This is a genomic window from Streptomyces sp. NPDC015139 (genome assembly GCF_043079785.1).
Taxonomy (GTDB): domain Bacteria; phylum Actinomycetota; class Actinomycetes; order Streptomycetales; family Streptomycetaceae; genus Streptomyces; species Streptomyces albidocamelliae.
The window spans coordinates 498,119-524,434 of the sequence record NZ_JBIBUW010000001.1 but is presented as its reverse complement, the minus strand read 5'-3'; the positions used below and the strand labels follow the sequence as shown (position 1 = coordinate 524,434).

General features: G+C 73.0%; 19 protein-coding genes. 4 read left to right on the top strand and 15 right to left on the bottom strand.

The annotated features are described in order from the left end of the window. Window positions 1–30 precede the first annotated feature (30 nt). The 7 genes from ACF08B_RS02290 to ACF08B_RS02260 all read right to left on the bottom strand — a co-directional run bounded on the left by ACF08B_RS02290 (window position 31) and on the right by ACF08B_RS02260 (window position 10,043). Window positions 31–498: a DUF4231 domain-containing protein gene (locus tag ACF08B_RS02290; RefSeq protein ID WP_392315636.1), complete on the bottom strand. Its 468-nt coding sequence runs from the start codon at window positions 496–498 to the stop codon at window positions 31–33. Between the two features lie 87 nt (window positions 499–585). After that, entirely contained in the window at window positions 586–3,609 is a 3,024-nt protein-coding gene (locus ACF08B_RS02285; RefSeq protein WP_392315635.1) for an alpha-mannosidase, read from the bottom strand. A 30-nt stretch (window positions 3,610–3,639) separates the two neighbouring features. After that, window positions 3,640–5,673, bottom strand: a complete 2,034-nt coding sequence (locus tag ACF08B_RS02280) for an endo-beta-N-acetylglucosaminidase (RefSeq protein WP_392315634.1) — start codon at window positions 5,671–5,673, stop codon at window positions 3,640–3,642. Continuing rightward, a complete protein-coding gene (locus tag ACF08B_RS02275) occupies window positions 5,670–6,926 on the bottom strand; it encodes a glycosyl hydrolase (protein ID WP_392315633.1) in 1,257 nt (418 codons plus the stop codon). The genes ACF08B_RS02280 and ACF08B_RS02275 overlap by 4 nt, the downstream gene beginning before the upstream one ends. Window positions 6,927–6,960: 34 nt before the next feature. Continuing rightward, window positions 6,961–7,866, bottom strand: coding sequence for a carbohydrate ABC transporter permease (locus tag ACF08B_RS02270; RefSeq protein WP_392315632.1), 906 nt, complete (start codon window positions 7,864–7,866; stop codon window positions 6,961–6,963). Further along, window positions 7,863–8,750 (bottom strand): carbohydrate ABC transporter permease, encoded by an 888-nt coding sequence (locus tag ACF08B_RS02265; RefSeq protein ID WP_392315631.1) that lies wholly within the window; start codon window positions 8,748–8,750, stop codon window positions 7,863–7,865. Before ACF08B_RS02265 ends, ACF08B_RS02270 begins: the two co-directional genes overlap by 4 nt. Window positions 8,751–8,756: 6 nt before the next feature. Next, window positions 8,757–10,043, bottom strand: a complete 1,287-nt coding sequence (locus ACF08B_RS02260) for an ABC transporter substrate-binding protein (protein ID WP_392315630.1) — start codon at window positions 10,041–10,043, stop codon at window positions 8,757–8,759. Window positions 10,044–10,299: 256 nt separating this feature from the next. Between ACF08B_RS02260 and ACF08B_RS02255 the strand changes: the two genes are divergently transcribed. Together ACF08B_RS02255 and ACF08B_RS02250 are read left to right on the top strand one after the other, a co-directional pair. Beyond that, window positions 10,300–11,310 (top strand): LacI family DNA-binding transcriptional regulator, encoded by a 1,011-nt coding sequence (locus ACF08B_RS02255; protein WP_392316020.1) that lies wholly within the window; start codon window positions 10,300–10,302, stop codon window positions 11,308–11,310. Window positions 11,311–11,426: 116 nt separating this feature from the next. Further along, window positions 11,427–12,785 (top strand): amidase, encoded by a 1,359-nt coding sequence (locus tag ACF08B_RS02250; protein ID WP_392315629.1) that lies wholly within the window; start codon window positions 11,427–11,429, stop codon window positions 12,783–12,785. 183 nt (window positions 12,786–12,968) lie between these two features. Here the strand turns inward: ACF08B_RS02250 and ACF08B_RS02245 are convergent, their stop codons facing one another. Further along, a complete protein-coding gene (locus ACF08B_RS02245) occupies window positions 12,969–13,142 on the bottom strand; it encodes a hypothetical protein (protein WP_101377026.1) in 174 nt (57 codons plus the stop codon). 508 nt (window positions 13,143–13,650) lie between these two features. Here ACF08B_RS02245 and ACF08B_RS02240 point away from each other — a divergent pair. After that, complete coding sequence (locus ACF08B_RS02240) at window positions 13,651–14,046, top strand: hypothetical protein (protein WP_392315628.1); 396 nt, start codon at window positions 13,651–13,653, stop codon at window positions 14,044–14,046. 121 nt (window positions 14,047–14,167) lie between these two features. Here ACF08B_RS02240 and ACF08B_RS02235 read toward each other — a convergent pair whose 3' ends face one another. From ACF08B_RS02235 to ACF08B_RS02210, 6 genes are all read right to left on the bottom strand, one after another. Then, a complete protein-coding gene (locus tag ACF08B_RS02235) occupies window positions 14,168–15,697 on the bottom strand; it encodes an SDR family NAD(P)-dependent oxidoreductase (RefSeq protein ID WP_392315627.1) in 1,530 nt (509 codons plus the stop codon). 480 nt (window positions 15,698–16,177) lie between these two features. Then, entirely contained in the window at window positions 16,178–17,509 is a 1,332-nt protein-coding gene (locus ACF08B_RS02230; RefSeq protein WP_392315626.1) for a wax ester/triacylglycerol synthase family O-acyltransferase, read from the bottom strand. A gap of 148 nt (window positions 17,510–17,657) precedes the next feature. Continuing rightward, a complete protein-coding gene (locus ACF08B_RS02225) occupies window positions 17,658–19,979 on the bottom strand; it encodes a GH92 family glycosyl hydrolase (RefSeq protein WP_392315625.1) in 2,322 nt (773 codons plus the stop codon). A gap of 124 nt (window positions 19,980–20,103) precedes the next feature. Further along, a complete protein-coding gene (glgC, locus tag ACF08B_RS02220; protein ID WP_392315624.1) occupies window positions 20,104–21,324 on the bottom strand; it encodes a glucose-1-phosphate adenylyltransferase in 1,221 nt (406 codons plus the stop codon). Between the two features lie 49 nt (window positions 21,325–21,373). Then, a complete protein-coding gene (gene glgA, locus ACF08B_RS02215; protein ID WP_392315623.1) occupies window positions 21,374–22,534 on the bottom strand; it encodes a glycogen synthase in 1,161 nt (386 codons plus the stop codon). 40 nt (window positions 22,535–22,574) lie between these two features. Continuing rightward, on the bottom strand, window positions 22,575–23,336 hold the full coding sequence (locus tag ACF08B_RS02210; RefSeq protein WP_392315622.1) for a (2Fe-2S)-binding protein: 762 nt from the start codon (window positions 23,334–23,336) through the stop codon (window positions 22,575–22,577). 253 nt (window positions 23,337–23,589) lie between these two features. On the opposite strand from ACF08B_RS02210, the gene ACF08B_RS02205 reads away from it, so the two are divergent. Then, window positions 23,590–24,882, top strand: coding sequence for a DMT family transporter (locus ACF08B_RS02205; protein WP_392315621.1), 1,293 nt, complete (start codon window positions 23,590–23,592; stop codon window positions 24,880–24,882). Here ACF08B_RS02205 and ACF08B_RS02200 read toward each other — a convergent pair. Continuing rightward, a complete protein-coding gene (locus ACF08B_RS02200; RefSeq protein WP_392315620.1) occupies window positions 24,872–26,065 on the bottom strand; it encodes a transglycosylase family protein in 1,194 nt (397 codons plus the stop codon). The two genes, ACF08B_RS02205 and ACF08B_RS02200, sit on opposite strands and share 11 nt — an antisense overlap. Between the last annotated feature and the right edge of the window lie 251 nt (window positions 26,066–26,316).

The window sequence follows — 26,316 nt, the reverse complement described above, 5'->3', positions numbered from 1 at the left end:
CGCCGGGCAATCCCCTCGTGCGCGGTCCGGTCACGCTCCCACCGACGGCAGTGGCGGTTCGGTGCGCCCTCCCTGTGCCTCGGACCAGGCGCGCAGTTCGTTCGCGCCGACCTCCTCGACCACCGTCTGCAGGGCCCGGCGGACCGTCGCGTCGCGTTCGGCCTCCGGCAGGAGCAGATAGCGGTCCAGGGCCCGGCGCAGCGACTCTCGCGCCTGCGCGGCGAGCACCCAGCGCGAGCCGGCGCCGTACAGCTGGCGCATGCCGGTGAAGAAGACGGCGCCGCCCGCGATCAGCGCGGTCAGCCAGGCCGGGGCGTGCAGACCGGCGGCCACGACCGTCACCGACGTGGTGAGCAGAGCGCCGAGTTCGGTGCCGTGGTGCAGCCGCCTGGCCCGGGTGCAGGTCCTCGCGTAGAACGCCAACTCCCGCCGGGCGAGGGCCAGCAGGGGATCCGGTTCGGCCGACCAGGTGGAGTCGGGGACCCTTCTTCGTCTCATCGGCACATCATCGTGGCTGTGTCCGTGCCGGGGAAAGCCACGAGGGTGGCCGGGGCACCCGCGGCGGGCGCCCCGGCAACCGCGGCCTCACGCCCTGCGCAGCCGCAGCGTCATCAGCTCGAACGGCCGCAGCGCCACGGTGATCCGGTCGCCGTCGCGCACCGGCGGTTCCCCGTCACCGCCCGGCCGTTCCAGCAGGTCCGTCACCGTGACGTCCGCGACTTCGAAGCCGGTCGTGAGCGTGGCCCGGGCCCGGCCGCCGTGCGCCTCGTGGAAGCGGACCACCACGTCGCCGCTGCCGTCGTCGGCCAGCTTCACGGCCGTGACCACGACTGCGTCGTCGTCCACGGCGACCAGCGGGGCGACCTCGTGGGCGCCGGTCGTGCGCCGCTCCGGCAGGTTGATCCGCCAGCCCTCGCGGACCGCGTCCGCGATCGCCGCACCGGGGACCAGAGCGTGCCGGAACCGGTGTACACCCTGGTCGGTCTCGGGATCGGGGAAGCGCGGGGCGCGCAGCAGGGAGACCCGCACGGTCGTCGTCGTCCCGCGGTCCTGGCCGGTCCGCACGTTCCGGGTCACGTCGTGGCCGTACGTCGAGTCGTTGACGACGGCGACGCCCCAGCCCGGCTCCTCCAGGTGCACGAAGCGGTGGTTGCACGCTTCGAACTTGGCGGCCTCCCACGAGGTGTTGGTGTGCGTGGGCCTGAAGGCGTGCCCGAACTGCGTCTCGGACGCGTACCGTTCGGCGTGCAGGTCGAGCGGGAAGGCCAGCTTCAGGAACTTCTCCGTCTCGTGCCAGTCGACCTCGGTGTCCAGCACCAGCCGCTTCTCCCCCGGCGGCAGCGACAGCACCTGGGTGACCCGGGAGTCCCCGAAGGACCGCACGACCCGCACCGACTCCCCGTCCTCGCCGGCCGTGACCGAGTCGGCGTCCGTGAGGTCGGTGACGGTGTTGCGGTAGAAGGAGTCGACGTCCCAGGCGTCCCACATGTTCGGGAAGTCCGGGTGCAGCTGGAGGAGACCGGCGACCGTGCCGGGGGCGATCGTCTCGCGGCCGGCGGCGAGGTCGTACGCGGAGACGACCAGACCGCGGCCGTCGACGGCGATCCGCAGCAGCCCGTTGTCCAGCACGTGACCGCCGTCCGGGCCCGCCGTGAGGGTCGTCCCGGACTGCCCGGCCGGGGCCGCCGCGGCCCCGCCCGCCGGGACGCCGTGGCGGCCGTGCGGGGCCGCGTTGAAGACCAGCGCGGTGGTGCCCTCCCCGGCCAGCGCGCGCTGGGCGCCCTCGACGAGCGCGGTCAGCTCGCCGGCGACACGGTCGTACGTCGCCCGCGCCTCCCGGTGCACCCAGGCGATGGACGAGCCGGGCAGGATGTCGTGGAACTGGTGCAGCAGGACCGTCTTCCAGATCCGGTCCAGCTCCTCGTAGGGGTAGGGGAATCCGGTGCGCACGGCCGCGGTGGCCGCCCACAGCTCGGCCTCGCGCAGCAGGTGCTCGCTGCGCCGGTTGCCCTGCTTGGTCCTGGCCTGGCTGGTGAGGGTCGCCCGGTGCAGTTCGAGGTACAGCTCGCCGGCCCAGACGGGCGGCGCGGGGTACTCCGCCTCGGCCTTCTCGAAGAAGGCGCGGGGTGTCTCCCAGACGACGGTGGCGGACCCTTCGAGGTCGCGCAGCCGGGCCGCCTTGGCGACCATCTCCCGGGTCGTGCCGCCGCCCCCGTCGCCCCAGCCGGTGGGCGCGAGCGAGTGCCGGGCCCTCCCCTTGTCCTTGAAGTTCCGTGCCGCGTGGGCGATCTCCGCGCCCTTCATGGAGCAGTTGTAGGTGTCGACGGGCGGGAAGTGCGTGAAGATCCGTGTGCCGTCGATGCCTTCCCACAGGAACGTGTGGTGCGGGAACTTGTTGGTCTGGGACCACGAGATCTTCTGCGTCAGCAGCCACTTGGAGCCCGCCGCCCTGATGATCTGCGGCAGACCGGCCGCGAAGCCGAAGGTGTCGGGCAGCCAGGCCTCCTCGTTCTCGACACCGAACTCGTCGAGGAAGAACCGCTTCCCGTGCACGAACTGCCGGGCCATCGCCTCCGAGCCGGGCATGTTGGTGTCCGACTCCACCCACATCCCGCCGGCCGGCACGAACCGCCCCTCCGCCACGGCCTTCTTCACCCGCGCCCACACCTCGGGCCGGTGCTCCTTCACCCAGGCCCACTGCTGCGCCTGGGACATGACGAAGACGAACTCCGGCTCGTCCTCGATCAGCGCGGTCATGTTGGAGGTCGTCCGGGCCACCTTGCGGACCGTCTCGCGCAGCGGCCACAGCCACGCCGAGTCGATGTGCGCGTGCCCGACCGCGCTGATCCGGTGCGCCGACGGCACTGCGGGCGCCGACAGCACACCGGTGAGCCGCTCCCGGGCGCGCTCCGCCGTGCCGCCCACGTCCTGGAGGTCCACGGCGTCCAGGGCCCGTTCGACGGCGCGCAGGATGTCGTGGCGGCGCGCGGAGTCCACGGGCAGCTCGGCCATCAGCTCGCCGAGCACCTCCAGGTCGAGCACCAGGCGCCACACCGTCTCGTCGAACACGGCGAGGTCCATGCGGGTGAGCGTGTACTGCGGCTCGGTCCCGGCGGTGTCCTTGTCCCCGAGCGCGGTGGGCCGGAAGGGGTGGTAGTCGAGGACGACCGGGTTGGACGCGGCCTCGATGTGCAGGCGCACCTCCTCGCCGCCCTCGACGGGCGCGCCGATCCTGACCCACTGGTTGCGGGGGTTGAGGCCCTTCACGGGGGTGCCGTCGGGCCGGTAGACCAGGCCCTCGCACTGGAAGCCGGGCATGTTCTCGTCGAAGCCGAGGTCGAGCAGGGCCTCGACGGTCCGGCCGGCCCAGGCCTCGGGCACGGTCCCGGTCACCCGGAACCAGCTCGTCCCCCAGGGAGCACCCCACCGTGCGCCCACGGCGATCGGCGCGGGCTCGGCGGCGAGCCCCTCCGCGACCGGTACGGGCTCGCCGGGCGCGTGCCACACCGCGACCTTGAGCGGCACGGACTCGGGGTACACGGCGGGTCGGACGCGTTCGTCGAGGACGCGCCGGAGGCGGGCTTCCACCAGTGTGCGGTCGTCATGCATGCGGGGTGCTCCCTGCGGGGTTCCGGGTGGTTACCAGGGGTGGGTGACGGTCACGGGGGTCGAGGCGTTGTAGAGCTCCCCCACGGCGCGCAGTTCGAACCGTGCGGCCTTCTCCTGCCGCTCGGGCTCCAGTCCGGCGGCGAAGAAGGCGCACTGGCCGGTGGCGCCGAGGAAGCGGCGGGTGCCGTCGGGGAGGAGACGGTGGAGGGTGTAGTGGCGGACGGTGCCGGGGGCGGCGTTCCAGGCGAGGCGGAGATCGCCGCCGTTCGCCGCGGTGACGCGGGCACCGAAGGGGGCGGAGGGCGTGGTGAGCGCGTTGTGGACGGCGATCCCGCCCAGTCGCCAGCGCACCGGTCCGGCGCCGGCGGTGAGCCGGACGCCGAGGGCGTGGACGGTGCCGGACAGTCCGGTGAGCGCAAGGCGCGCGGTCTGCCACCCGTTGACCGTCTTCACACGGCAGGCCTTGTTGTCCGCGTTCACCGGCAGACAGGTGTACGGCGGTGCCGTCCCCGCCGTCGTCGGTTCGCCCGTCGCCACCGCCAGTTCGACGTCCACCTCCCCAGCCTCGCCGCGGTACGTCAGCTCGACAACGGTGTTCGCGGCGATCGGCAGCCGGGTCGCGTACAGATCCACCACCGCCGGTCCGTCCAGGGCGCCGGCGACCAGCACGCTGTTCCCGCCGCGCCAGGCGTCGGCGAAGTCGAAGGAGACGGCAGGGCGCTGCCCCGGCGTCCGTACCACCCAGCGCCGGGAGGGCAGCCGGTCCTGGAGCCCGAGGTGGTTCCAGGGCTTGTCGGAGGTGACGGCGCCCTCCTCGTACCAGCGCAGCCCGTGCCCGGTGTTGAAGACACTCGCGAACGGCAGCGAGGTCACCGTCGAGCGGTCGGCCACCGACACCGCGGGCGCCCGCCAGGGATCACCCGTGTCCGGCCGGGACGGATCGAGGGACCGTCCGCTCCAGAACCGGTCGTCGGCCGCGTGGAAGTCCTCGGGGGCGCGTCGGTCGGCGGGCAGGTGGTTGCGGGTCCACTCGGGCCGGTACAGGCCGATCGAGGTGGTGTGGGATTTCCCGGCGGGCACGACGGCGTCCCAGTCCACCGAGGTGCCGGACCCGTTCGACTCGACGTCGACGCCCGCCCACAGCGCGTACCGGCCGTGGCCGAGCCGGTCGGCCCTCGTGCCCGAGGAGTCGAGGGTGCCCGCGCTCCACCGGAAGTCGACGAACATGTCGTCGGCCGCCTGGAAGAACGCCTCGTTCTGGCTGTTCAGGGCGCCCTGCCAGCTGACCGTGCCGTTCACGGTCATGGCGTCGTACCAGGTCACGCGCTGTCCCCTGGCCGCCGCCAGGGTCTTCAGCTCCTTGACGAAGCCGAGCATGGCCGTACCGAGCGCGGTGTCGCCGCCGCCCGTCTCGGCGTTGACGAACCAGCCGTCGAAGCCGTGGGCCGCCGCCACCGCGACCAGCTGGGCGGCGAGCGGAAAGTGTCCGCTCGCGTCCTTCCGCACCAGGTCGCGGGTCCACTGGAGCTGCCCGCCGTAGGCCACCGGGGGCAGGAAGACGTTGCCGAGGACGGGGACGCCGTGCCGGTGGGCGGCGTCCACGACCGGCGCGTTGGGCGCCAGGATCAGCCCCTCGCCCGCCGAACCGCCCCAGAAGACCAGCTCGTCGAGGTACGACCAGTGGGTGAGGGCGTAGTAGTCGGCGGTGGCCGCGCCCTGGGAGGGGTTGGCGGCGGTGGGGCCGAAGGAGACCAGGGCCTGGACCCGGGCCTGGCCGGAGCGTGCGGTGCTGTTCGCCGGGGTCGGGGTGAAGCGGGGCGCGAGCGGTACGGACGCGGCGTTGAAGGCGAGGTCGGCGTCGTCGGCGGCGCGCCAGCTCTTCAGGCTGCGCCAGGTGATGCCGGGGCCGGGGCTGCCGGCGGGGAAGGTGTCCGGGTACCAGTACGAGGCGTACGGCGGGGTCGCGGCGCCGGTGCGCGGGGCCGCGACGGCGGCTTCGGGCAGCGCGGGTGCCAGGGCTGCCGCGGTGGCGGCGATGAGGACGGTGCGTCTGGTGGGGTTCACGAGCGGGTGCCTCCTTGTGGGGTGGGGAGTACCTGGTCGGGAGTGACGATTTCGGTGATGCCGCGCGCGGCGAGGTGCTCCTTGTCGTCGGCGCGGGTGTCGAGCACGGTGGTGGGCCGGGCGCCGTCGGCGGTCAGCCGGAAGTACGCGTCGAAGACCGGGCCGCCGGGGGCGCAGCGGGAGCGGTGGGCCGGGTCGGCGGGCACGACGAGGGCCGTTCCGCGCACGGCGGGCGGGGTGTGTGTCCCACGGGCCGCGTCGGCCAGGACCCGGGCGATGTCCTTCGGCCGCCGCTCGCCGGTCAGCAGCCCCAGGGAGTATTCGAGTGCGGGGAAATCGGCGAGGTCGCGCGGGACGTCGTAGGAGCACCACCAGGTGATGCCCCACAGGTCGGGGCAGTCGAGCACGTTCGCGACCGTGGCCTCGGCGAAGGCGGCCGCGTGCGCGGCGGGGACCAGGGGGGCGGGGGCGCCGACCTCCTGGAGCCACACCGGCCGGTGCGGCGCGTCGGCCCAGGCCTTGCTCAGCTCGACGAGGTAGGCGGCGTGGTGCTCGGCCGGCACGGAGGTGCGGCCGTGCCGCTGGGCGGTGCCGTTGAAGACCCAGGAGTGCACGGCGGTGACGTCGCCGAGCCGGGCGGAGTGGCCGGGGGTGAAGGGCTGGTCGTCCTGGTACCAGGCGGCGTCGTAGGAGGCGTGCAGATGGAGCCGGCCGGGGGCGCCCTCGGCGCAGGCGGCGAGCATCCGCACCAGCCATCGCTCGGCCTCCTCGGCCGTGATGCGGTCCGGGTCCGGGTGCGGTCCGGCGGCGAACTGGTTGACCTCGTTGCCGACGGTCATGCCGAGGAAGGCCGGCCGGTCGGCGAGGGCGGCGGCCAGGGTGCGCAGGTAGGCGGCCTGTCCGTCGATCACGTCCGGGTCGGTGAAGAGGTTGCGGCGGTGCCAGGTGCGGGTCCAGGCGGGCAGGAAGTCGAAGCTGCTCAAGTGCCCTTGCAGGCCGTCGACGTTGACGTCCAGACCGCGCTCGGCCGCCGCGTCGGCGAGGGCCATGAGCTGCTCGACGGCCCGCGGGCGGATCAGGGTGCGGTTGGGCTGGAAGTACGGCCAGAGCGGGAAGACGCGGATGTGGTCGAGGCCCAGTGCGGCGATGGCGTCGAGGTCGGCGCGCACGGAGTCGAGGTCGAAGTCGAGCCAGTGGTGGAACCACCCGACGCTCGGGGTGTAGTTGACGCCGAAGCGCACGGCAGGGGGCATGGGTGTCCTTGGTCCTCGCGGGTCGGTACGGGGTTCAGCCCTTGACGGCGCCCTCGCCGACCCCGCGGAAGAAGTACCGCTGGAGGCAGGCGAAGAGGGCGATGAGCGGTGCCACGGCGATCACGGTGCCGGCGGCGACGAGCCGCTCGTCGTTGGCGAAGGTGCCGTGCAGGTAGTTGAGGCCGATGGTGAGGGTGAACCGGGACGGGTCGCTGAGCACGATGAGCGGCCACAGGAAGTCGTCCCACGCGCCCATGAAGGCGAAGATCGCGACGACGGCGAGGGTGCCCTTCACCGACGGCAGTGCGACGCGCGAGAACCGCTGCCAGACGTTGGCGCCGTCGACGTAGGCGGCCTCCTCGATCTCGTAGGGGAGGTTGCGGAAGGCGTTGCGCATCAGCAGCACGTTCATCGCGCCGATCGCGCCGGGCAGGACGACCCCGACGAGCGTGTTGTTCAGGCCGAGTTCGCGCATGGTGGTGAACTGGGCGATGACGATGCCCTCGACGGGCACGAGCATCGCCAGGACGAAGACGATCGTGGTCGCGCGCCGGCCGTGGTAGCGCAGCCGGGCCAGGGCGTAGCCGGCGAGCGCCGAACCGACGCAGTTGGTCACGACGTTGGCGGTGGCGACCTTCAGGGAGTTCAGCGCGTAGTCCCAGACCGGGATGATGTCGGCGACCCGTGCGTAGTTGTGTCCGGTGGGGTGGCCGGGCAGGAACGTGGGCGGTGAGCTGTAGATGTCCTCGGTGGGGCCCTTGAGCGAGGTGGACAGCTGCCAGAGGAACGGGCCGACGGTCAGGGCGAGGACGGTGAGCAGCAGCAGGTAGCGCAGGGCCAGTTCGCCGATCCGGATGCGCCGGCCGTGCTCGTCGGTGACGCGCGGTTCCCCGGCCGCGGCGGCCGGCCGTTCGGGCCGTACCTTCTCCAGGACGCTCACGACTCCTCCCTCCGGTCGGCGCGCAGCACGAGCAGCATCAGCGCGACGGTGACGGCGAAGACGACGACGGAGAGGGCGGAGGCGTAGCCGACGCGGCCGGTGAGGCCGGTGCCGGTGCGCTGCACGAGCATGACGAGGGTGGTGTCCTCGCCGGCCGGGCCGCCGCTGGGTCCGGCCATCAGGTACACCTCGGAGAACACCTTGAAGGCGGCGACCGAGGAGAGCGCGGCGACCAGCACCATCGTGGAGCGGACGGCGGGCACGGTGACCGACAGGAAGCGGCGGACCGGTCCGGCGCCGTCCACGGCGGCGGCCGCGTGCAGTTCGCGCGGCACGTTCGCGAGCGCCGCGAGATAGATGATCATGTAGTAGCCGAGGCCCTTCCACACCGTGACGGCCATCGCGCTGAGCAGGAGCAGCCACTGGTCGCTGAGGAAGCCGACCCGGCCGATCCCGACCGTCTCCAGCAGCGCGTTCACGAGCCCGCGTTCGTCCAGCAGCCACACCCAGATCAGCCCGACCACGACGATGGAGGCGACGACCGGGGTGTAGAAGGCGGAGCGGAAGAAGGTGATGCCGGGGATGTTCTTCTGCACCAGCAGGGCGAGCAGCAGCGGCAGGACGACGAGGGCGGGTACGACGCCGACGACGTACAGGGTGCTGTTGCGCAGTCCGGTCCAGAACATCTCGTCGCGGAGCAGTTCGCGGAAGTTGGCGAGGCCCACGAAGTGGCCGGGGACCAGGGTGCGGCGGTCGGTGAAGGAGTTCACCAGGGTGGAGACGAACGGGTAGAGCACGAAGGCGCCGGTGATCAGCAGGCCGGGGGCGGCGAACAGCCAGGGGCTGAAGGGGAGCTGGCGCTTGACGCGGAGGGGCGCGGCCATGGCGGGTCAGCCCTGCTGGAGCAGCCGGTCGGCGGCGGCGACAGCGTTGTCAAGAGCCGCCTTGGGGCTCTCCTTGCCCTGGAGCGCCTTGGCGACCTCGTTGCGCAGCGCGGTCTTCATCTGGTCGCTGAACAGCACGGGTGTGTAGTTGACCGCGTTCTTCAGGGACTTGGCGGCGGCGGTGCGCACCCTGGTCTCGTCGGTGCCGTCGTCCTTGGTGAAGTACGGGTCGTCGAGGGAGCCGGCGGTGCTCGGGAAGATGGCCACCTTCTTCGCGAAGGACATCTGGTTCCGCGCGTCGGTGACGAAGTGCGCGAAGGCGACCGCGGCCGGGGTGTGCTGGGTGCGGGAGTTGACCATGACGCCCATGACGTACATGTTGACGTGGCCGGTGCTGGTGATCTGGTCGGTGATGCCGATGTTCCGGTACAGGCTGGGCGCGTTCTTCTTGAAGTTGCCGAGGTCGAGGGCGCTGCCGGGGTTCATGGCGACGGCGCCGGTGAGGAACTTCTTTCCGGAGGACTCGGGGGTCGCGGTCAGTGCCTGCGGGTCGAGGGCCTTGGCGTCGTACAGCTCCTTGTACTTGGTGAGGAGCTTCACGCCCTTGGCGTCGTTGAAGGCGAACCCGGTGCCCTGCTTGTTCATGAGCGGGACGCCGTAGCGGCCGAAGTCCTCGATGGTGGGCACGTTGGCGAGGGTGGCGACCTTGCCGTCGCTCTTCTCCGCCATCCGGAGTGCGTCCGCGAAGAGTTCGTCGTACGTCTTCGGCGGCTGCTCGGGGTCGAGTCCGGCCTTGGTGAACAGGGACTTGTTGTAGAAGAGCGGGCCGGTGTTCAGGTACCAGGGGAAGGCGTACGTGCCGCTCAGACCGGGCACCTGATGGCCGGCCCAGGCCCCCGCCAGGTACTCGGAGCGGTACTTGGCGGCGGACTTGTCCAGGTCGAGGGCGAGACCGGCCTTGGCGAGCGGGGCGACCAGGTCCGGGGAGACGTTCACGACGTCGGGCAGGGTGCCGCCGGCGGCGTCGGCGCTGAGCTTGTCGGGGTAGCCCTCGGCGGGCTGGTCGACCCATTTCACGTGCGTCCCGGGGTACTTGTGCTCGAAGTCGGCGATGACGCCCTCGAAGTACGACTTGAAGTTCGCGCGCAGGTTCCAGGTCTGGAAGGTGATGTCGCCCTCCACCTTGCCGGAGGCGTCGGTCGAGCCGCTTCCGTCGTCGCCTGAGCCGCAGGCGCTGAGCGGCAGGACGAGGGCGACGGCAGCGGCGGCGAGGGCTCTGCGGGGCTTGGGCACGGTGACACGGCTCCCTTGCTGCGTCTGGCGGTTGGTGGCGCCGACGACCCTGCACGGGGTTTTCCGGGGAAGTCAATGAGTTCGTCGGAGCTAAAGAAATCCGTCCTTCATTAGTGCAGGTCAGCGGAGTTTGGCCGAGAACTTGCCCTCAATCGCTAATGCGCTTTAGGGTCTTGACACTCAAGCGCATTAGCGAAACCGTCGGGGAGAAGGGGGAATCGTGCCGGACAGACGGTCGCCCGCACGTCGGCCCACGATGAAGGACATCGCCCGGCGGGCCGGGGTGTCCGAGAGCGCCGTGTCCTTCGCGCTCAACGGCCGCCCCGGCGTCTCCGAGACCACCCGCGCCCGGGTCCAGCGGGTGGCCGAGCAGCTCGGCTGGTGCCCCAGCGCGGCGGCGCGGCAGTTGTCGGGCGAGGGCGCGGCGACCGTCGGTTTCGTCCTCGCCCGCCCCGCGCACAGCCTGGGCGTCGACTCGTTCTTCCTCCAGCTGGTGTCGGGCATCCAGGAGGTGCTCGCCGAACGCCATCTGGGCCTGCTCTTCCAGGTGGCGGAGGACGTGGGCGAGGAGTGCGCGGTGTACCGGCGCTGGTGGGCGGAGCACCGGGTGGACGGCGTACTGGTCGCCGACCCGCGCGCGGAGGACCCCCGCCCCGGCCTCCTCGACGAACTCGGCCTGCCCGCGGTGGTCATCGGGGGCGCACCCGACGTACGCCACCCGGGTCTGTCCACGGTGTGGGCGGACGACGCGGGCGCGATGGCCTCCGTCGTCGACGAGTTGACGGCGCTGGGCCACCGCAGGATCGTGCACATCGCCGGCCTGCCCGAACTGGCCCACACCCAGCGGCGGATCGCCACCCTGCGCGCGGAGGCGGACCGCCGCGGCCTCACCGAGGTCCGCTCGGTGACCACGGACTACTCCGACGCACAGGGCGCGGCGGTCACCCACCGGGTCCTCGGCGGCTCCCCCGCGCCCACGGCGCTGATCTACGACAACGACGTGATGGCCGTGGCCGGCGTGGCCGCCGCGGTCGAACTGGGCCTCCGCGTCCCGCGGGACGTGTCGGTCGTCTCCTGGGAGGACTCCGCCCTGTGCCGCATGGTCACCCCGCGGCTCTCCGCCCTGTCCCGCGACAGCGCGGCGTTCGGCCGCACGGCGGCCCGGGAACTGCTGGCGCTGCTGGACGGCGACCCGGCCCGCTCGGTGGGCGTACCGGTCCCCCGGGTCACGGGCAGGGGCAGCACGAGCGCCGCACGGCCCGGCTGACGGAACCGCGCCGGCCGGGGCGGGACCCCTCGACGTACCGCCGCCGACCCGGCACAGTTCTTCCTGCGCCATGATTCGTACCGGCGAGTAGCCGATGACCGACCGAGGGAGTGCCCGTGGGGAAGTGGGCCGGGCGGAGCGCCGCCGAGATCGCCGCCGCCGTACGCGGGAAGCAGGTGACACCGCGGGAGGTGATGGCCGAGCACCTCGCGCGGATCGAGCGGCTCGACGGCAGGATCGAGGCGTTCCGCACCGTCCGCGCGCAGGCCGCGCTCGCCGAGGCCGACGAGGTGGGCTCGCGTGCCGATCTGTCCGAACTGCCCCTGGCCGGTGTGCCGGTGGCCGTGAAGGACAACCTGGCGGTGCGCGGGGAGGCCCGGCGTAACGGCTCCGCCGCCACCCCGGACACCCCGGCCGACGAGGATCACGTCACCGTGGCCCGCCTGCGGGCGGCCGGCGCGGTGGTCGTGGGCCTGACGAACGTGCCCGAGCTGTGTGTCTTCGGCACCACGGAGGGCGTGTACGGCATCGCCCGCAACCCGTGGGACCCCACGCGCACGGCGGGCGGCTCCTCGGGCGGCAGCGCGGCGGCGGTGGCCGCGGGACTCGTACCGCTCGCGCTCGGCAACGACGGCATGGGCTCGTTGCGCATTCCGGCGGCGAACTGCGGACTGGTCACCCTCAAGGCGGGCCACGGAGTGGTGCCGGCGGGGATCGGCAACGGCGACTGGTTCGGCATGTCGGAGAACGGCCCGCTGGCCACGACGGTCGAGGACCTGCGGCTGATGTACGGCGTCCTCGCGGGCGCCGAACCGGAGCGCTCGGCGGAGCCGCCCCGGCTGCGGATCGCCGCCGCCGTGCGCAGCCCGCTCGCCGGGGTCGGCGTGAGCAGGCCGTATACGACCGCGGTCCGGGAGGCGGCCGGGCTGCTGACCCGCGCCGGGCACCGGGTGCGGCGGGCCGAGCCGCCGTATCCGCTGGATCTGGGGGTGACCGCGGTACGGCACTGGACGGCCGGTACGGCGGTGGACGCCGAGGGCCTGGACCGGGCGCGGCTGGCCCGGCGTACCCGGGTGCACGCGGCGGTGGGCCGGCGTTTCGTGGCTTCGGTCCGTTCGGGTGACAGCCGGGAGCGGCTGCGCGCCCGGCTGGCGCCGTTCTTCGCCGAGCACGACGTCCTGCTGACCCCGTCGCTGGCGCGGCGCTCGCCGCAGGCCGGCCCCTGGCACGAGCGGGGCTGGCTGCGCAATGTCCTCGCGAACACGGCGTACTCGCCGTTCACCCCGCCGTGGAACCTCACCGGCTGGCCCGCGATGTCCCTCCCCTTCGGTTCCCTGCCCTCGGGTGCCCCCTGCGCGGTGCAGCTCGTGGGCCGTCCGGGTACGGAGTCCGTCCTGCTGGACCTGGCGGAGGAGCTGGAGCGTCTGCGCCCGTGGCAGCGCACGGCTTCCCTGGCCCAGCAGGCGCGGGGGTGAGGCGGGCGGAGCCGGTGCAGCCGCGGTGAACCTCGGCCTTAGGGATGTCTCGGCGGCGGAGACGATCCCGGCCCGGAGATGCCGGAGCCGCGGCCGTTCGGGGGCCGCGGCTTTCCTGATGGGCATGGGCACGAGTCCGCCGCGCCCATGCCGTCGGCGATCGCGAAGGGTCCGGCGCCGGCGTCAGTCCACGCTGGGCAGGATGTGGGGTTCGGCGAGGTCGTCCTCGTAGCCCGCGAGGCGGATCGGGGCGGAACGGGCCCAGACGTCGAGGCTGCCGAGTTCTCCGGGCCGCCGGCCCGCGCGCTCCGAGCGTTCCGCCGGGCGCTGCTCGCGATTCGTCTTCTCCGGTGTCACCGCGCACTCCTTATGTGTCGGGTCACCCTCGGGGCGTACCGGACAGTCCGCACTCCGGAGCCGGACGCCCGCTCAGGTCTGGATGGAAGGCCAGTTCGGGCGCGGTGGCGCCGGTACCTCGTGTCAGAGCAGGCCGCTGTGAACCGGCTCGCCCCGGGACGGACGGTGGGTGTGGGTGGGACCCGTACTGCTGCCCGTCCGCTCCAGATTAACCAAATGAGCGGAGGTCCGCTCGATAGGGAGTGCAAACAAGATGTAACTTGTGCGTGCCAATTGATCCCTCAATAGCCCTCAATATGCGGCTATTTGTCACGAACCGCATCAGCTGCGCAACAGAGCGAATCACCCACTTGGCCTACCCGGCCGAACACCTCTTCGATCCCGGGCCTCGGATCCGGTACGCCCATCCGGCCGGGCGCGGCGCAGTTCAAGTGCCGTTGGCCGGGCCGCAAGCTCGCCATGATCTGCTGGCGTGCGGGCAACGGCTGTCTCGCGGAAGGACTGACGCATGGAGCTGCGCAGCGTCGAGGAGCTGATGGATCTGCTGTACGCCGGCCGGCACCAGGACGCGCTGCGGACCGCCGCGCTGCTGCGCCGCGGCCGGCCCGCCGACAAGGAGCTCCAGGTGGCCGGGCTGGTGCTCGGCATCGGTCCGGTGCTGGCCCCCGGCGACGAGCGGGCCCGGGCCCGCAGCGCCGCCGAGGCGGTGCGGGCCCTGCTCGGCGAGCGCGTGTTCCGACTGGTGCGCGGGGACGCGGGTGCCGCCGAGGACGACGTGCTGCGCCTGCGCCAGGCGGTCGAGGAGGGCCGCACGGGCGGCTTCGACGCGGGCGTGCTGGAGGACTGGCGCACGGTGCTGGAGCTGGTGGCGGCCCGCAACTCCCGCCTCCGTGCGGTGGATTGACGGCCGGCCCACTGTCGCGACGGCCCGGTCCGCCCGGTGGCCGGTCGGCAGAACGGGCCGCCGGGCGGGCCGCCGGTTGCCCGGCCCGGCCGCCCGGCGGCTCACGCCCGGTCGGCCGTGATCACCACTTGCCGGGCGCGTAGTCCTTCAGGAAGACGCCGTACACGTCCTCGCCCGCCTCGCCGCGCACGATCGGGTCGTAGACGCGGGCGGCTCCGTCGACCAGGTCGAGGGGGGCGTGGAAGCCGGCCTCGGCGAGGCGCAGCTTGTCGTAGTGGGGGCGCTCGTCGGTGATCCAGCCGGTGTCGACCGAGGTCATGAGGATGCCGTCGGCCTGGAACATCTCGTCGGCGCTGGTCCGCGTCACCATGTTCATCGCCGCCTTGGCGGCGTTGGTGTTCGGGTGGCCCGCGCCCTTGTAGCCGCGGCCGAACACGCCCTCCATGGCGGAGACGTTCACGACGTACGCCCGTCCGCTCGCCGCCTTCTTCGCGGCCTCGGCCATGGCCGGGCGGAGCTGGCTGATCAGGATGAACGGCGACGTGTAGTTGCACAGCTGCGTCTCGAGCAGCTCCACCGGGGAGATCTGGTCGATCGTCTGCACCCAGGTGTTGCTCTCGACCACGTCCGGGACCAGGCCGCCCGCGTCGATGGCGGTGCCGTCGAGGTGCCGGGCGACGCTGGCGTTGCCCGCGACCAGGGCGAGGTCGGCGACCTTCTGCGCGTCGAGACCGCTGGCGCCGAGGGGCAGCGCGGCCAGCCCGTCGACCGCGCCCGAGTTGAAGGCGCCGATGACGTGGTGGGCGGGGAGCTCACCGGCGGGCAGCGGGGCGTTCTCGCCCTCGACGAGGGCGGCGTACGCCGCGGGCAGGCGGCGCACGGTCTGCGTCGCGTTGTTGATCAGGATGTCCAGCGGGCCCGCCTCGGCGACCTGGTCGGCCAGTGCGACGGCCTGGGCCGGGTCGCGCAGGTCGATGCCGACGACCTCCAGACGGTGCATCCAGTCCGCCGAGTCGTCCATCGCCTTGAAGCGGCGGATGGCGTCCTTGGGGAACCGCGTGGTGACGGTGGTGTGCGCGCCGTCCCGCAGCAGGCGCAGCGCGATGTACATGCCGATCTTGGCCCGGCCGCCGGTGAGCAGGGCACGCTTGCCGGTGAGGTCGGCGCCGGCGTCGCGCTTGGCCCGGTTGACGCCGGCGCAGTCCGGACAGAGCTGGTGGTAGAAGTAGTCGACCTCCACGTACCGGCCCTTGCAGGTGTAGCAGGAGCGCGGGCGCTGGAGTATGCCCGCGATCCTGCCCGCCTCGATCTTGGAGGAGGGCAGGATGCCCTCGGTCTCGTCGTCGATGCGCTCGGCGCTGCCGGTGGCGGTGGCCTCGGTGACGGCGCGGTCGTGCGCGGTCTTGGCGGCGCGGCGCTCCTGGCGGCGGCGCTGCTTGACCGCGCGGTAGATGTGCGAGGTGGCCCGGCGTACCGTGATCGCGTCGGGGTGGTCGACGTCGATCCGGTCGAGCTCCTCCAGCACGCTCAGGCAGACGGCGAGCCGCTCCGGGTCGATACCGGGACCGTGCACCATCTCGTCCATGGAGGCGTCCGTGGGGACCTCCATGGGGACCTCCATGGACGCAGACCCGTCCTCTGTCACCGTCATCGCGCTGCCGCTTCCGTGATCACCTGCGCAGCGCTCCGACTCGCGCCCGCTTTCGAACGGGGAATTTTACGGAGCGGCACCGCTTCCGGCCAAACCCGCCCGATCCCCGGGACGACGGGAGTGGGTTCTCCACCCCCGGGCGCGCTCTCCCGGTGGGGCCCCTGTCGGCGCCGTGTGGGCGTCACGAACCGCGGACCCGGCCTCGCCCGGAGAGCGGCGCCCAGGCCCCTGCCCCGGCCGGGCGCCGGGGCCCACCGGCGGCGCCCCACGCGTCGCAGGCGGAGCGCCCACCCGGCACAGCCCGGCGCTCCGTGCCCCCCGCACCGGGTGCTCACCGGCCCCGACGCGCAGTCCCTGGCCTCCTGGCCCGCCCCCAAGCCAAGTCCTCGGCCCTCGTCGGCCAGGACGCCGCACATCCCGCGCCGGACGGAGGACCCACGCACCCCGTGTCGAGCAGCCGCCCCGCCCCGGACGGAGGACTTACGCGTCGCAGGCGATCAGGAGCGTTTCCACCTCGGCCGTCACCGCGTGCGCGAACACGTCCAGGTCCGGCACCGCCTTCGCGTCGGCGACCAGGCCGTAGTGCACGTGGCCGCGGTACGTCGAGATCGCGACCGCCAGCGACTGCCCGGGCGCCAGCGGGGCCAGCGGGTAGACCTCGGTCAGGTCGTGCCCGCCGAGCCGGAGCCCGAGGCCGGGCAGCGGCACGCTGGTGACCAGGATGTCGAACCACAGCCGGGCGGCCTGGCCGACGAGCGGTCCGCCCAGCCGGTGGGCGAACGCCGGCACGTGGTCGGCCAGCAGGGCGACGGCCCCGGCACCCCGGTTGGGGCCCGCGTCCTTGTTGCGCACCATCGCCGTACGCACGGCGGCGAGGCGGGCGAGCGGGTCGGGGTCGTCGACCGGAAGCGGTATCAGGTACCCGGAGAGCCGGTTGCCCTGTGGGTGGGCGGTGCGCGGGCGGCGCCGGGAGACGGGGATGAGGGCGCGCGGCGCCACCCCCTCGCTGCCGTCGCCGCGCTCGTCCAGCCACCGGCGCAGCGCACCGGCGACGACCGCGATGAGGACGTCGTTGACGGTCCCGCCGACGCTCTTGCGCACCCGGTGCACGTCGTCGATGTCGAGGACGACCCCGGCCGTCCGGCGGGTGCCGCTCGGCGCGGAGGTCAGCGCGGAGGACGGACGCATGCCGAACGTGGACCGGGCCAGCGAGGCGCCGATGTCCAGGGCCCGGCCCACGTCCGACAGCGCTCCCCTGACCAGCTCGGGGACGCGGCCCGGCAGCGCCCGCACGTCCGGCAGCAGGCCGCGCGGCGGCTCGGCGGCGCGGGGCGCGGAGTACGGGAGGTCGACCGGGTCCAGCACGCCGGCGGCGAGCTTCAGCGCGCGCAGCCCGTCGGCGAGGGCGTGGTGGAACTTGAACAGCACCGCGAAGGACACCCCGTCCTCGCCGGGCAGCACATGGGCCTCCCACGGCGGCCGGCCGCGCTCCAGCGGGCGCTCCATCAGCCGGCCGGCGGTCTCGTGGAAGTCCGCGGTCGGGGCGTGCAGCCTGACGTGGTGGAGCGGGTCGAAGTCCGGGTCGGGCTCGCGGGCCGCGCCGCCGAAGGCGAGCGGCTGCCAGACGTCGCGGATGCGCATGCGCAGGCCCGGTACGGCGGCGGCGCGCGCCGCGAGCAGATCGGCGGCGTGGGCACCGGCCGTGGGCGAGTGCGCGCCGAAGACGCCGAGCGCACCGAGGTGCATCGGATGCCGTTCGGACTCCATGTTCCAGAACGCCAGGTCGAGGGGAGCGAGCAGGTGGGAAGTCAAGGGCTTGCCTCGCGCATCGACGAAGGGGTGGATCTGCAGTCAATCTCCGTGAGCTGATTACGGTCAAGTACGATCAGGCTACGCACAGTTAACAGCAGATTAAGTCCCGCTTCCGCCGAAAGAGGCGGGACCCAAGTGACAGGGGAGGTCACCTCAGCACGGGTTGCGCCGTCTCGGGTGACGTACCCCACTCCGACGGGCGCGGGCCGACCGTGAACGCGAGCGAGCGCAGGGTGCGCAGCCCGGCCGTCGTCAGATAGGTCCGCGCGTGCGGCCGGCCGTCGGTGCGGACGGCCTGGATGTACCGGTCGGCGGCGGAGGTGCCCGGCGCGGCGACGGTGAGCCCGCCGCTCGGCCAGTAGCGCCGGTCCAGGCTGAGGTGGACCCGGTCGAAGACCGGGGTGGACAGGCCCCAGGTGTCGTAGCCCGGCTGGATCGGGAAGAGGCCGATCGACGACAGCACGTTCCAGGCGGACATCGTGCCGAGGTCGTCGTTGCCGGTCATGCCGGTGGGCGTGTCCGTGAACAGGGTCAGCGCCGCGTGCACCACGTCCGTGGTCTTCCAGGGCTGGCCGGTGGCCAGGTAGGTGTACGGCGCGATCAGGTCGGGCTCGTTCTGCGGGTTGTACTTGTCCGCGTTGTAGTACGCGTACGGGTCGCCGTGCACCCAGACCTCGCGGGCGGTCCGCCCGGGGTCGGCGAGCAGCCGGTCGTAGGCGAAGAAGGAGTCCAGCCGCTCGTTGGCCGCACGCTTGCCGCCGATCAGGCCGACCACGCCGGGCAGGTCCTGCGGGACCAGCCACTGGTACTGCCAGGCGGTGCCCTCGTGGAAGCCGATGCCGCGGGCCGGGTCGGGCGAGCCGGTGAAGGCGCCGGCGGCGTCGCGGGCGCGGAAGAAGCCGGTGGCGGGGTCGAAGACGTTGCGGTAGTTCCGGGACCGGGCGGCGTACCGGGCGGCGTCGCCGTGGTGTCCGAGACCGCGGGCCATCTGGGCGAGCATGGCGTCGGAGAGCGCGTACTCGAGGGTGACCGAGGCACCGTGGTGGTAGTCGGAGTCGCCCATCTTGGCGTACGGCTTGCCCTTGACGTACGGGGCGAACCCCTGCGCGAGATACTCGGCGTTGGCCTCCCGGCCGACGCCCGGGTACTGGGCGGGCGGCACGCCGTCGGCGTTCTTCCGCAGCGCGCGGTAGGCCCGCTCCTCGAAGCCCCGGAGCAGACCGAGGTGGTAGGCCGTGGTCAGGAACGGGGTGACCGGGTCGCCGCTCATGATGTTCGTCTCGACGGGGCCGTAGCCCCACTTGGGCAGCCAGCCGCCGTCCTCGTCGACCGCGACCAGCGACCGCGCCATGTCCCGTGTCTCGCGCGGCGCGAGGAGGCCGAGCAGTTGGACCTGGGTGCGGTACGTGTCCCACAGCGACCAGTTCTGGTAGTACGTGAACCCGGCGGCGCGGTGGGTACGGCGGTCCCAGCCGGTGTAGCGGCCGTCGGCGTCGCTGCCGACGTTGGGCGCCAGGAACGTCCGGTACAGCGAGGAGTAGAAGGTGCGGCGCAGGGTGGGCGCGCCGCCCTCGACGCGGACGTCGGCGAGCCTGCGCTCCCACTCCTCGCGGGCCCGGCCGCGCACGGCGTCGAAGCTCCGGCCGCCCTCGGCGCGCAGATTGGTGGCGGCACCGCGCGCGTCGACGTACGACAGCGAGGTGGTCGCCTCGACGGTGCGGTCCCGGGTGGTGTCGAAGCGGAGGTAGGCGCCACCGTGCCCGCTGCGGGCGCCCGGGGTGACGGTGGCGCCGTCCCAGGTGCCGTACGCGGTGAAGGGCCGGTCGAAGCGGGTGATCGTGTAGACCGTGTAGGGGCCGGTGTCCCGGCAGAATCCGTGGCCGGTGATCTCGGTGCGCACCGTGCGGTCGTCGAGGATCTCCACCGTGCTCGCGACCGGCTTGTGCAGCGACTGGGCCGCGTTCAGCAGGACGTTGGCCTTGTCGGTGGCGGGGAACGTGTAGCGCTGCACGCCGGTGCGCGCGGTGGCGGTCAGTTCGGCGCGGATGCCGGAGGCGAGGCCGACGCCGTAGTAGCCGGGGCTCGCCCGCTCGTCCGCGTGCGAGAACCGGGCGGCGTACCGGGCGTAGTCCGTCTGTGTGACGTCGCCGGTGGTGGGCAGCACCGGCAGGTCACCGCCGATGCGGCAGCCGACGCCCGAGAGATGGACCAGCGAGAACCCGCGGATACGGTTCTGCGTGTAGTCGTAGCCGGTGCTGTGCCCGGTGTCCGGGGAGAGCTGCACCATGCCGAAGGGCACGGCCGCGCCGGGGAAGGTGTTGCCCTCGTTCTGGCTCCCGATCAGGGGGTTGACCAGGTCGGTGAGGTGGCCGTCCGTCCGCTCGGCGGCACGTGCGGCGGGGGTGGCGATCAGCGCGGACGCCGCCATCACCCCCGCCATGCACAGCCGTGTGCGCCGGGTCCCTCTCATGTCGGATGACCTCCGCAGGTTCGACATCGTTGCCTGCATCCTGAGGGGCGGAGGGCGCAAATCCGGGCATTCTGAAGGGATTACACGAAACGCGTCGCGGTGACGGTGAGGGCGTTCCGGTCGGTCAGGGAACCCGCTGGCCCTTGCCCAGCGCGATGACCCCGCCCTTGGAGACGGTGTACAGCTCGGCGTCCCGCTCCGGGTTGACGCCGATCGTCGCGCCGGGCGGGACCTCGACGTTCTTGTCCAGCACGGCGCCGCGGACGACCGCGCCCCGGCCGATGCGGACGTTGTCGTGGAGCACCGAGCCCTGCACGACCGCGCCCGGGTCCACGCGGACGCCCGGCGAGAGCACCGAGCGGGTGACCTGACCGCGGATCAGGCAGCCCGCGCTGATGATGGACTCGCTCGCGATGCCGCCCGCGTTGAAGCGCGCCGGGGAGAGCTGGTAGGAGTGCGTGTAGATGGGCCACTGCCGGTTGTAGAGGTTGAAGGCGGGCCGCTCGGCGATCAGGTCCATGTGCGCCTCGTAGTAGGCGTCGAGGGTGCCGACGTCCCGCCAGTAGCCCTGATCGCGCGTCGTCTCGCCGGGCACGTGGTTGTCGCTGAAGTCGTACAGCTGGGCGTCGCCGCGCACGGTGAGCTGGGGCAGGATCGAGCCGCCCATGTCGTGCACGGACCGGCTGTCCTCGGCGTCCCGGTGCAGGGCCTCGACGAGGGCCTTGGTGGTGAAGATGTAGTTGCCCATCGAGGCGAACACGCACTCGGGGTCGTCCGCCAGTCCGGGCGGGTCGGCCGGCTTCTCCAGGAAGCGCTGGACCGCACGGCCGTCCGAGCCCGGAGTGATCACGCCGAAGGACGAGGACTCCGCGCGCGGCACCCGGATACCGGCCACCGTCACCCCCGCCCCGCCCTCGATGTGCTGGCGGAGCATCTGCCGCGGGTCCATCCGGTAGACGTGGTCGGCGCCGAACACGGCGACGTACTCGGGCTGTTCGTCGTGGACCAGGTTCAGGGACTGCAGGATCGCGTCGGCGCTGCCCAGGTACCAGCGCGGGCCGAGCCGCTGCTGGGCCGGGACCGGCGTGACGTAGTTGCCGAGCAGACTGGACATCCGCCAGGTGGTGGTGATGTGCCGGTCCAGCGAGTGCGACTTGTACTGGGTGAGCACACAGATCCGCAGCACGTCGGCGTTGACGAGATTGGACAGCACGAAGTCGACCAGACGGTACGTCCCGCCGAAGGTGACGGCCGGTTTGGCGCGGTCCGCGGTGAGCGGCATCAGCCGCTTCCCCTCCCCGCCCGCCAGCACGATCCCGAGAACCGAAGGCCCACCACGACGCATGGCGTCTCCCCTCACCCTGGATATCCATGGATGCCCCGAGCGGGCCGGACTAAGCCTGCTTGAGGATCTCCTCGTACAGCCCGGCCGTGCGCCGGGCCACCGCGTCCCAGCCGAACTCGCCGACCGCGCGCTCCCGTCCGGCCTCCCCCATCCGCCCGGCCGCGTCCCGGTCCGCGAGCACGGTGTCCAGTGCCCGGGCGAGGCCCGCCTCGAACGCGCCGGCGTCGTCGGCCGGGTCCACCAGGAGGCCGGTACGGCCGTCGTCCACGACCTCGGGGATCCCGCCGACCCGGGAGGCGACGACCGGAGTCCCGCAGGCCATCGCCTCCAGATTGACGATGCCGAGCGGTTCGTACACCGACGGGCAGACGAACACGGCCGCGTGCGTGAGGAGTTGGATCACCTCGGGACGGGGCAGCATCTGCGGGATCCAGAACACGCCCTCCCGGACCCGGCTCAGCTCCTCGTGCAGCTCGCGGAACTCCCGGTCGATCTCCGGGGTGTCCGGCGCTCCGGCACACAGGACCACCTGGGAACTGGCGTCGATCTCCCGTACGGCACGCAGCAGATGGGGCACGCCCTTCTGCCGGGTGATCCGGCCGACGAACAGCACGTACGGCCGTGCGGGGTCGATGCCGTGCCGGACGAGCGCGTCGGTGCCGTGGTCGGGGCGGTAGAGCCGGGTGTCGATGCCGTTGTGCACGACGTGGACCCGGGACGGGTCGAGCGCCGGGTAGCAGGCGAGGATGTCCTCGCGCATGGCGCCCGAGACGGCGATCACCGCGTCGGCGGCCTCGATCGCGCTGCGCTCGGCCCAGCCGGACAGCGCGTACCCGCCGCCCAGTTGCTCCGCCTTCCACGGCCGCAACGGCTCCAGCGAGTGCGCGGTGACGACGTGCGGGACGCCGTACAGCAGCTTGGCGAGATGACCGGCGAGGTTGGCGTACCAGGTGTGCGAGTGGACGAGTTCGCGGCCTTCGAGGGCGGCGGCGATGGAGAGGTCCACGGAGAAGGTGCGCAGCGCGTCGTTGGAGCCGTCGAGGACGGACCAGGGCCGGTGCCGTACGACGCCCACGCCGCGGCCCTCGCCCCAGCTGTGCACCTCCAGGTCCACCAGGGAGGCCAACTCCCGTGCGAGGAACTCGACATGGACACCGGCGCCGCCGTACACGTCCGGGGGGTACTCCCGGGTCAGCAGTCCCACTCGCACCCGACAACCCCCTGGTCTCGGTGGCACGTTCCCTTCATGGTCACCCAGATGCGGCCCGTGGGGAAGAGCGCGGCGGCCGGGTGAAGCAGCAGTCGCCGCACACCCCGCCGCCCGGGACCCGGTAGTACAGGCAGCAGCTGCGGCGGCGGAAGGCGGTGCCGGCGCGGGTGCCGGTGGGGCGCAGGAGGGGGTGGGCGAAGAGTTCGTCCGTCAGGGCCCGGGCCCGCGCGGCGACGTCGGTACGGCCGTGGGCGCGGGCCCAGCGGTCCAGTTCCCGGGCCGCCCCGGCGAGCGCGGAGCCCGCGTTCCCCCACAGCAGGCCGGCCGCGACGCCGTGGTGCGCCCTCAGGGCGGCGGCCAGAGGCTCCAGATGGCCGTGCAGCACGATGCCGGCGACGGTGGCCGCGTCGCCGGGCAGCGGGCGCACCCCGGCGAGCCACAGGTCGTCGGGGGCGGACGCGAGGGGATCCCAGTGGAGCAGCCCCGGATCGAGGTCGGGCACCCCGCCGTACAGGACGGCACAGCCGAGGGACACCGACCACAGCCGGGCGGCCAGCCCCTGCTGCGCGAGGGAGGCGGCCACCCGGGGCTCCGGGGTGCGGAGGCGGTCCGCGACCGTCGTGACGCGCACTGTCAGCGCATCGGGGTGGGCGGCCGGGGCCGCCCGTGCGTAGGCCTCCGCGAGGGTCGGCAGCCGCCGGGTCCGCGGTGCTCCGGTGGCTCCGGTCGCCCGCGGGGCGGTGCGCAGGACGGAGAAGCCGCCGAGGAGGCGGAGGGCGGCGAGTTCGGGGTCGAGGTCCACAACAGGTACTGGTACCAGGGACGGTCGCGGGCCGGCCGCGCGGGTCCTCCACCCCGTGTCGCCCGCCCAGGGGATGATCGGACGGCTGGTGTACTCCATCGGCAGTAGGACGCATTGTGTGCTCAGGTACGACGACGGGAAGCCCTCGGGCGGGCAGAGTGTTGGTCATGGAAGCCGACCGTCCGCAGCGCCGGGCTCCGCGTCCGCGTCTCACGCGGGGCCGGGGCCCCCGCCCCACGCAGGGGAGACGCCGATGAGCGCCCTCGCGTTGTCCGTGCTCCTGTCGTTCGTGTCCGCCCTCGCGTACGCGGGCGGAGCGATCGTGCAGGAGCGCGTCGCGGTGTCCTCCCCCGACAGCGCGTACCTGCCGGTGCGCCGGACCGGCTGGTGGGGGGCGCTGGCACTGAACGGCCTCGGCGGCCTGCTGCACGTCGTCGCGCTGGCCTACGGCCCGCTCAGCCTCGTGCAGCCGCTGGGAGCGCTGACCATCGTCTTCGCCCTGCCCATGGCCGCGCTGTTCGTCGGCCGCCGGGCCGGTGCGACCGCCTGGCGCGGCGCCCTGATGGCCACGGTCGGCCTCGCCGGCCTGCTGTCCCTGGTCGGCGTCTCCGACGTGCACTCCCTCGACGCCGCCCAGCGGGTGGCCGTCGCCCTGGTCACGGGCGGGGCGGTGGTGGCCCTGATGTGCGCCGGACTCGCCGCGCACCGGCACCCCGCGGTGCGCAGCGTGCTGCTCGCCGTCGCCTCGGGCACAGCGTTCGGCATGTCGTCGGTGTTCACCAAGACCGTCGCCGTGGACTGGACCCGTGGCATCGGCCCGGGCGAGCTGTCCTCCCTCGCGGTGATCGGCCTGTTCGCCACGGCCGGGGTGATGCTGTCCCAGGCCTCCTACCGGGGCGGCGGCCTGGCCGCGCCGCTGGCCACGCTGACCGTCGTCAACCCGGTGCTGGCGGCCGCGGTCGGCATCCTGATGTTCGGCGAGACGTTCCGCTACGGCAGCACGGGCACGGCGCTGGCACTGGGCTGCGGTGTGGTGGCGGCGGGCGGCCTGATCCTGCTGACGTCCGAGCGTCTGGAGACGCCCTCGGTACCGGAGTCCGCGGGGACGCCCTCGGTACCGGAGACCGCCGTCGTGCTCTCGGTGGCGGAATCCGCCGCCGTGTCCTCGGTACCGGAGTCCGCTTCCGCCGAGCCGGCCGCTTCCGCAGCCGTGGCCGCTCCCGCTCCCCTCACCGTCCCGCCCCAGCGGTCGGCGGGCGAGGTGGCGGCCGGCCCGCGTGAACCGGGCGGACCGGTCCTGGTCCAGCGGGTCGAGCCGGCCGGGGCACCGGCGGGCGAGCCGGCCGAACCGCGGTGGACCGAGCCCGTCGACCCCGTCCTGCGGGAGCTGCTGCTGCCCGGTCCGGGGCCCGGCGACGGCACGGCGGACGCCGACGGCGGCGGACCGCCGGCCGGCGGCCTGCCCCCGATCCTGTGGACGGCACCCCTCGGCATCTACGTGCCGCAGGCTGCGCCGGGCCGGCGCCGCGCCCGCGTCAGATCCTGACGCCGCCGGCCCGCAGATAGGCGAGCGGGTCGATGTCCGAGCCGAACCCGGGGCCGGTGCGCACCTCGAAGTGCAGGTGCGGGCCGGTGACATTGCCCGTGGATCCGGAGCGGCCGATGCGCTGGCCCGCGCCGACGTGCTGACCGGCCCGCACGGAGATCGCGGACAGGTGGGCGTACTGGGTGTAGCGGCCGTCGGTGTGCCGGAGCACCACCTGGTAGCCGTAGGAACCGCCCCATCCCGCGGACACGACCTGCCCCGCCTCCGCCGCCTGCACGGAGGTGCCGGTCGGCACGAGGAAGTCGACGCCGGTGTGGTAGCCCTTCGACCAGTGGGAGCCCGCCACGTGGTACCCGGTGCCGATGGACGCGTGCACCGGCGCGACGAGTCCGTGCCCGCCCGGGGTGTGGTGCGTGGGTGCCTTCTTCTCCGAAGGCGGCTTGGTCTTCGTCTTCGGCTTCGGTGAAGGGCCTTTGCGCTTCGGCGGCTTGGCCGGGGTGTGGCTGTCGGGCGCCGTGGGCGTGGGGTGCAGGTCGAGCCGCTGCCCCGGCACGATCAGGTCGGGGTCGGCGCCGATCGTCGTGCGGTTGTCGGCGTACAACTGCCGCCATCCGCCCCGGACGTGGTGGTCGCCGGCGATGCCGGAGAGGGTGTCGCCGTGCACGACCGTGTACATCTCGGCGCGGCCCGCGCGGGACTGCGGGGTGGTCTGCGGCTGCACGTCCCGCACGGAGTGGCCCTTGGGTGAGCCGCTCCGCGCCGGGTGCGCGGTGGTGCTCTCCGTGTGGAGGTCCGGCTCCGGGCCGCCCCGGGTTAGTCCGGCCCGTACCGAGCACACCGGCCAGGCGCCCGGCCCCTGCCCGTCGAGCACCTTCTCGGCGACGGCGATCTGGGCGTCCCTGGACGCCAGGTCCGCGCGCGGCGCGTACCGGGTGCCGCCGTAGGCCTCCCAGGTGGACTGGGTGAACTGCAGCCCGCCGTAGTAGCCGTTGCCGGTGTTGATGCTCCAGTTGCCACTGGACTCGCAGGCGGCGACCTTGTTCCAGGTGGCCGCCTCGGCGGCGTCCGCCGTACCGGCGGCGACCAGCGGGATCGCGAGTCCGGCGCCGCCGGCCGTGACCGTGAGTGAGGCGCGGTTGATCCTGTTCGGCTGGTACCGGCGGTGCCGGCCGCGTACGGCCATGTCCGAAATCCCCTCGGCATGCGTCAGGAGGGGCAAAAGTAAGCGCGGCGAACAGGCCATGACAAGACAGAAATTCAGCCGCGCATCCCTGCCAAGTGGCCGGTATCGGCCTCTCCTTGGACGCGATCGCAGAAGACTGAGGCACTGGGCGCCGTCGCCGCGTAATCAAGCGTGGCGGGTCGGATGTGCGCTCGCCGTAGCGGCACGTCAGGATGGGCGAGGGCCCCTACTTACGGAGCCGTGGTCACGAG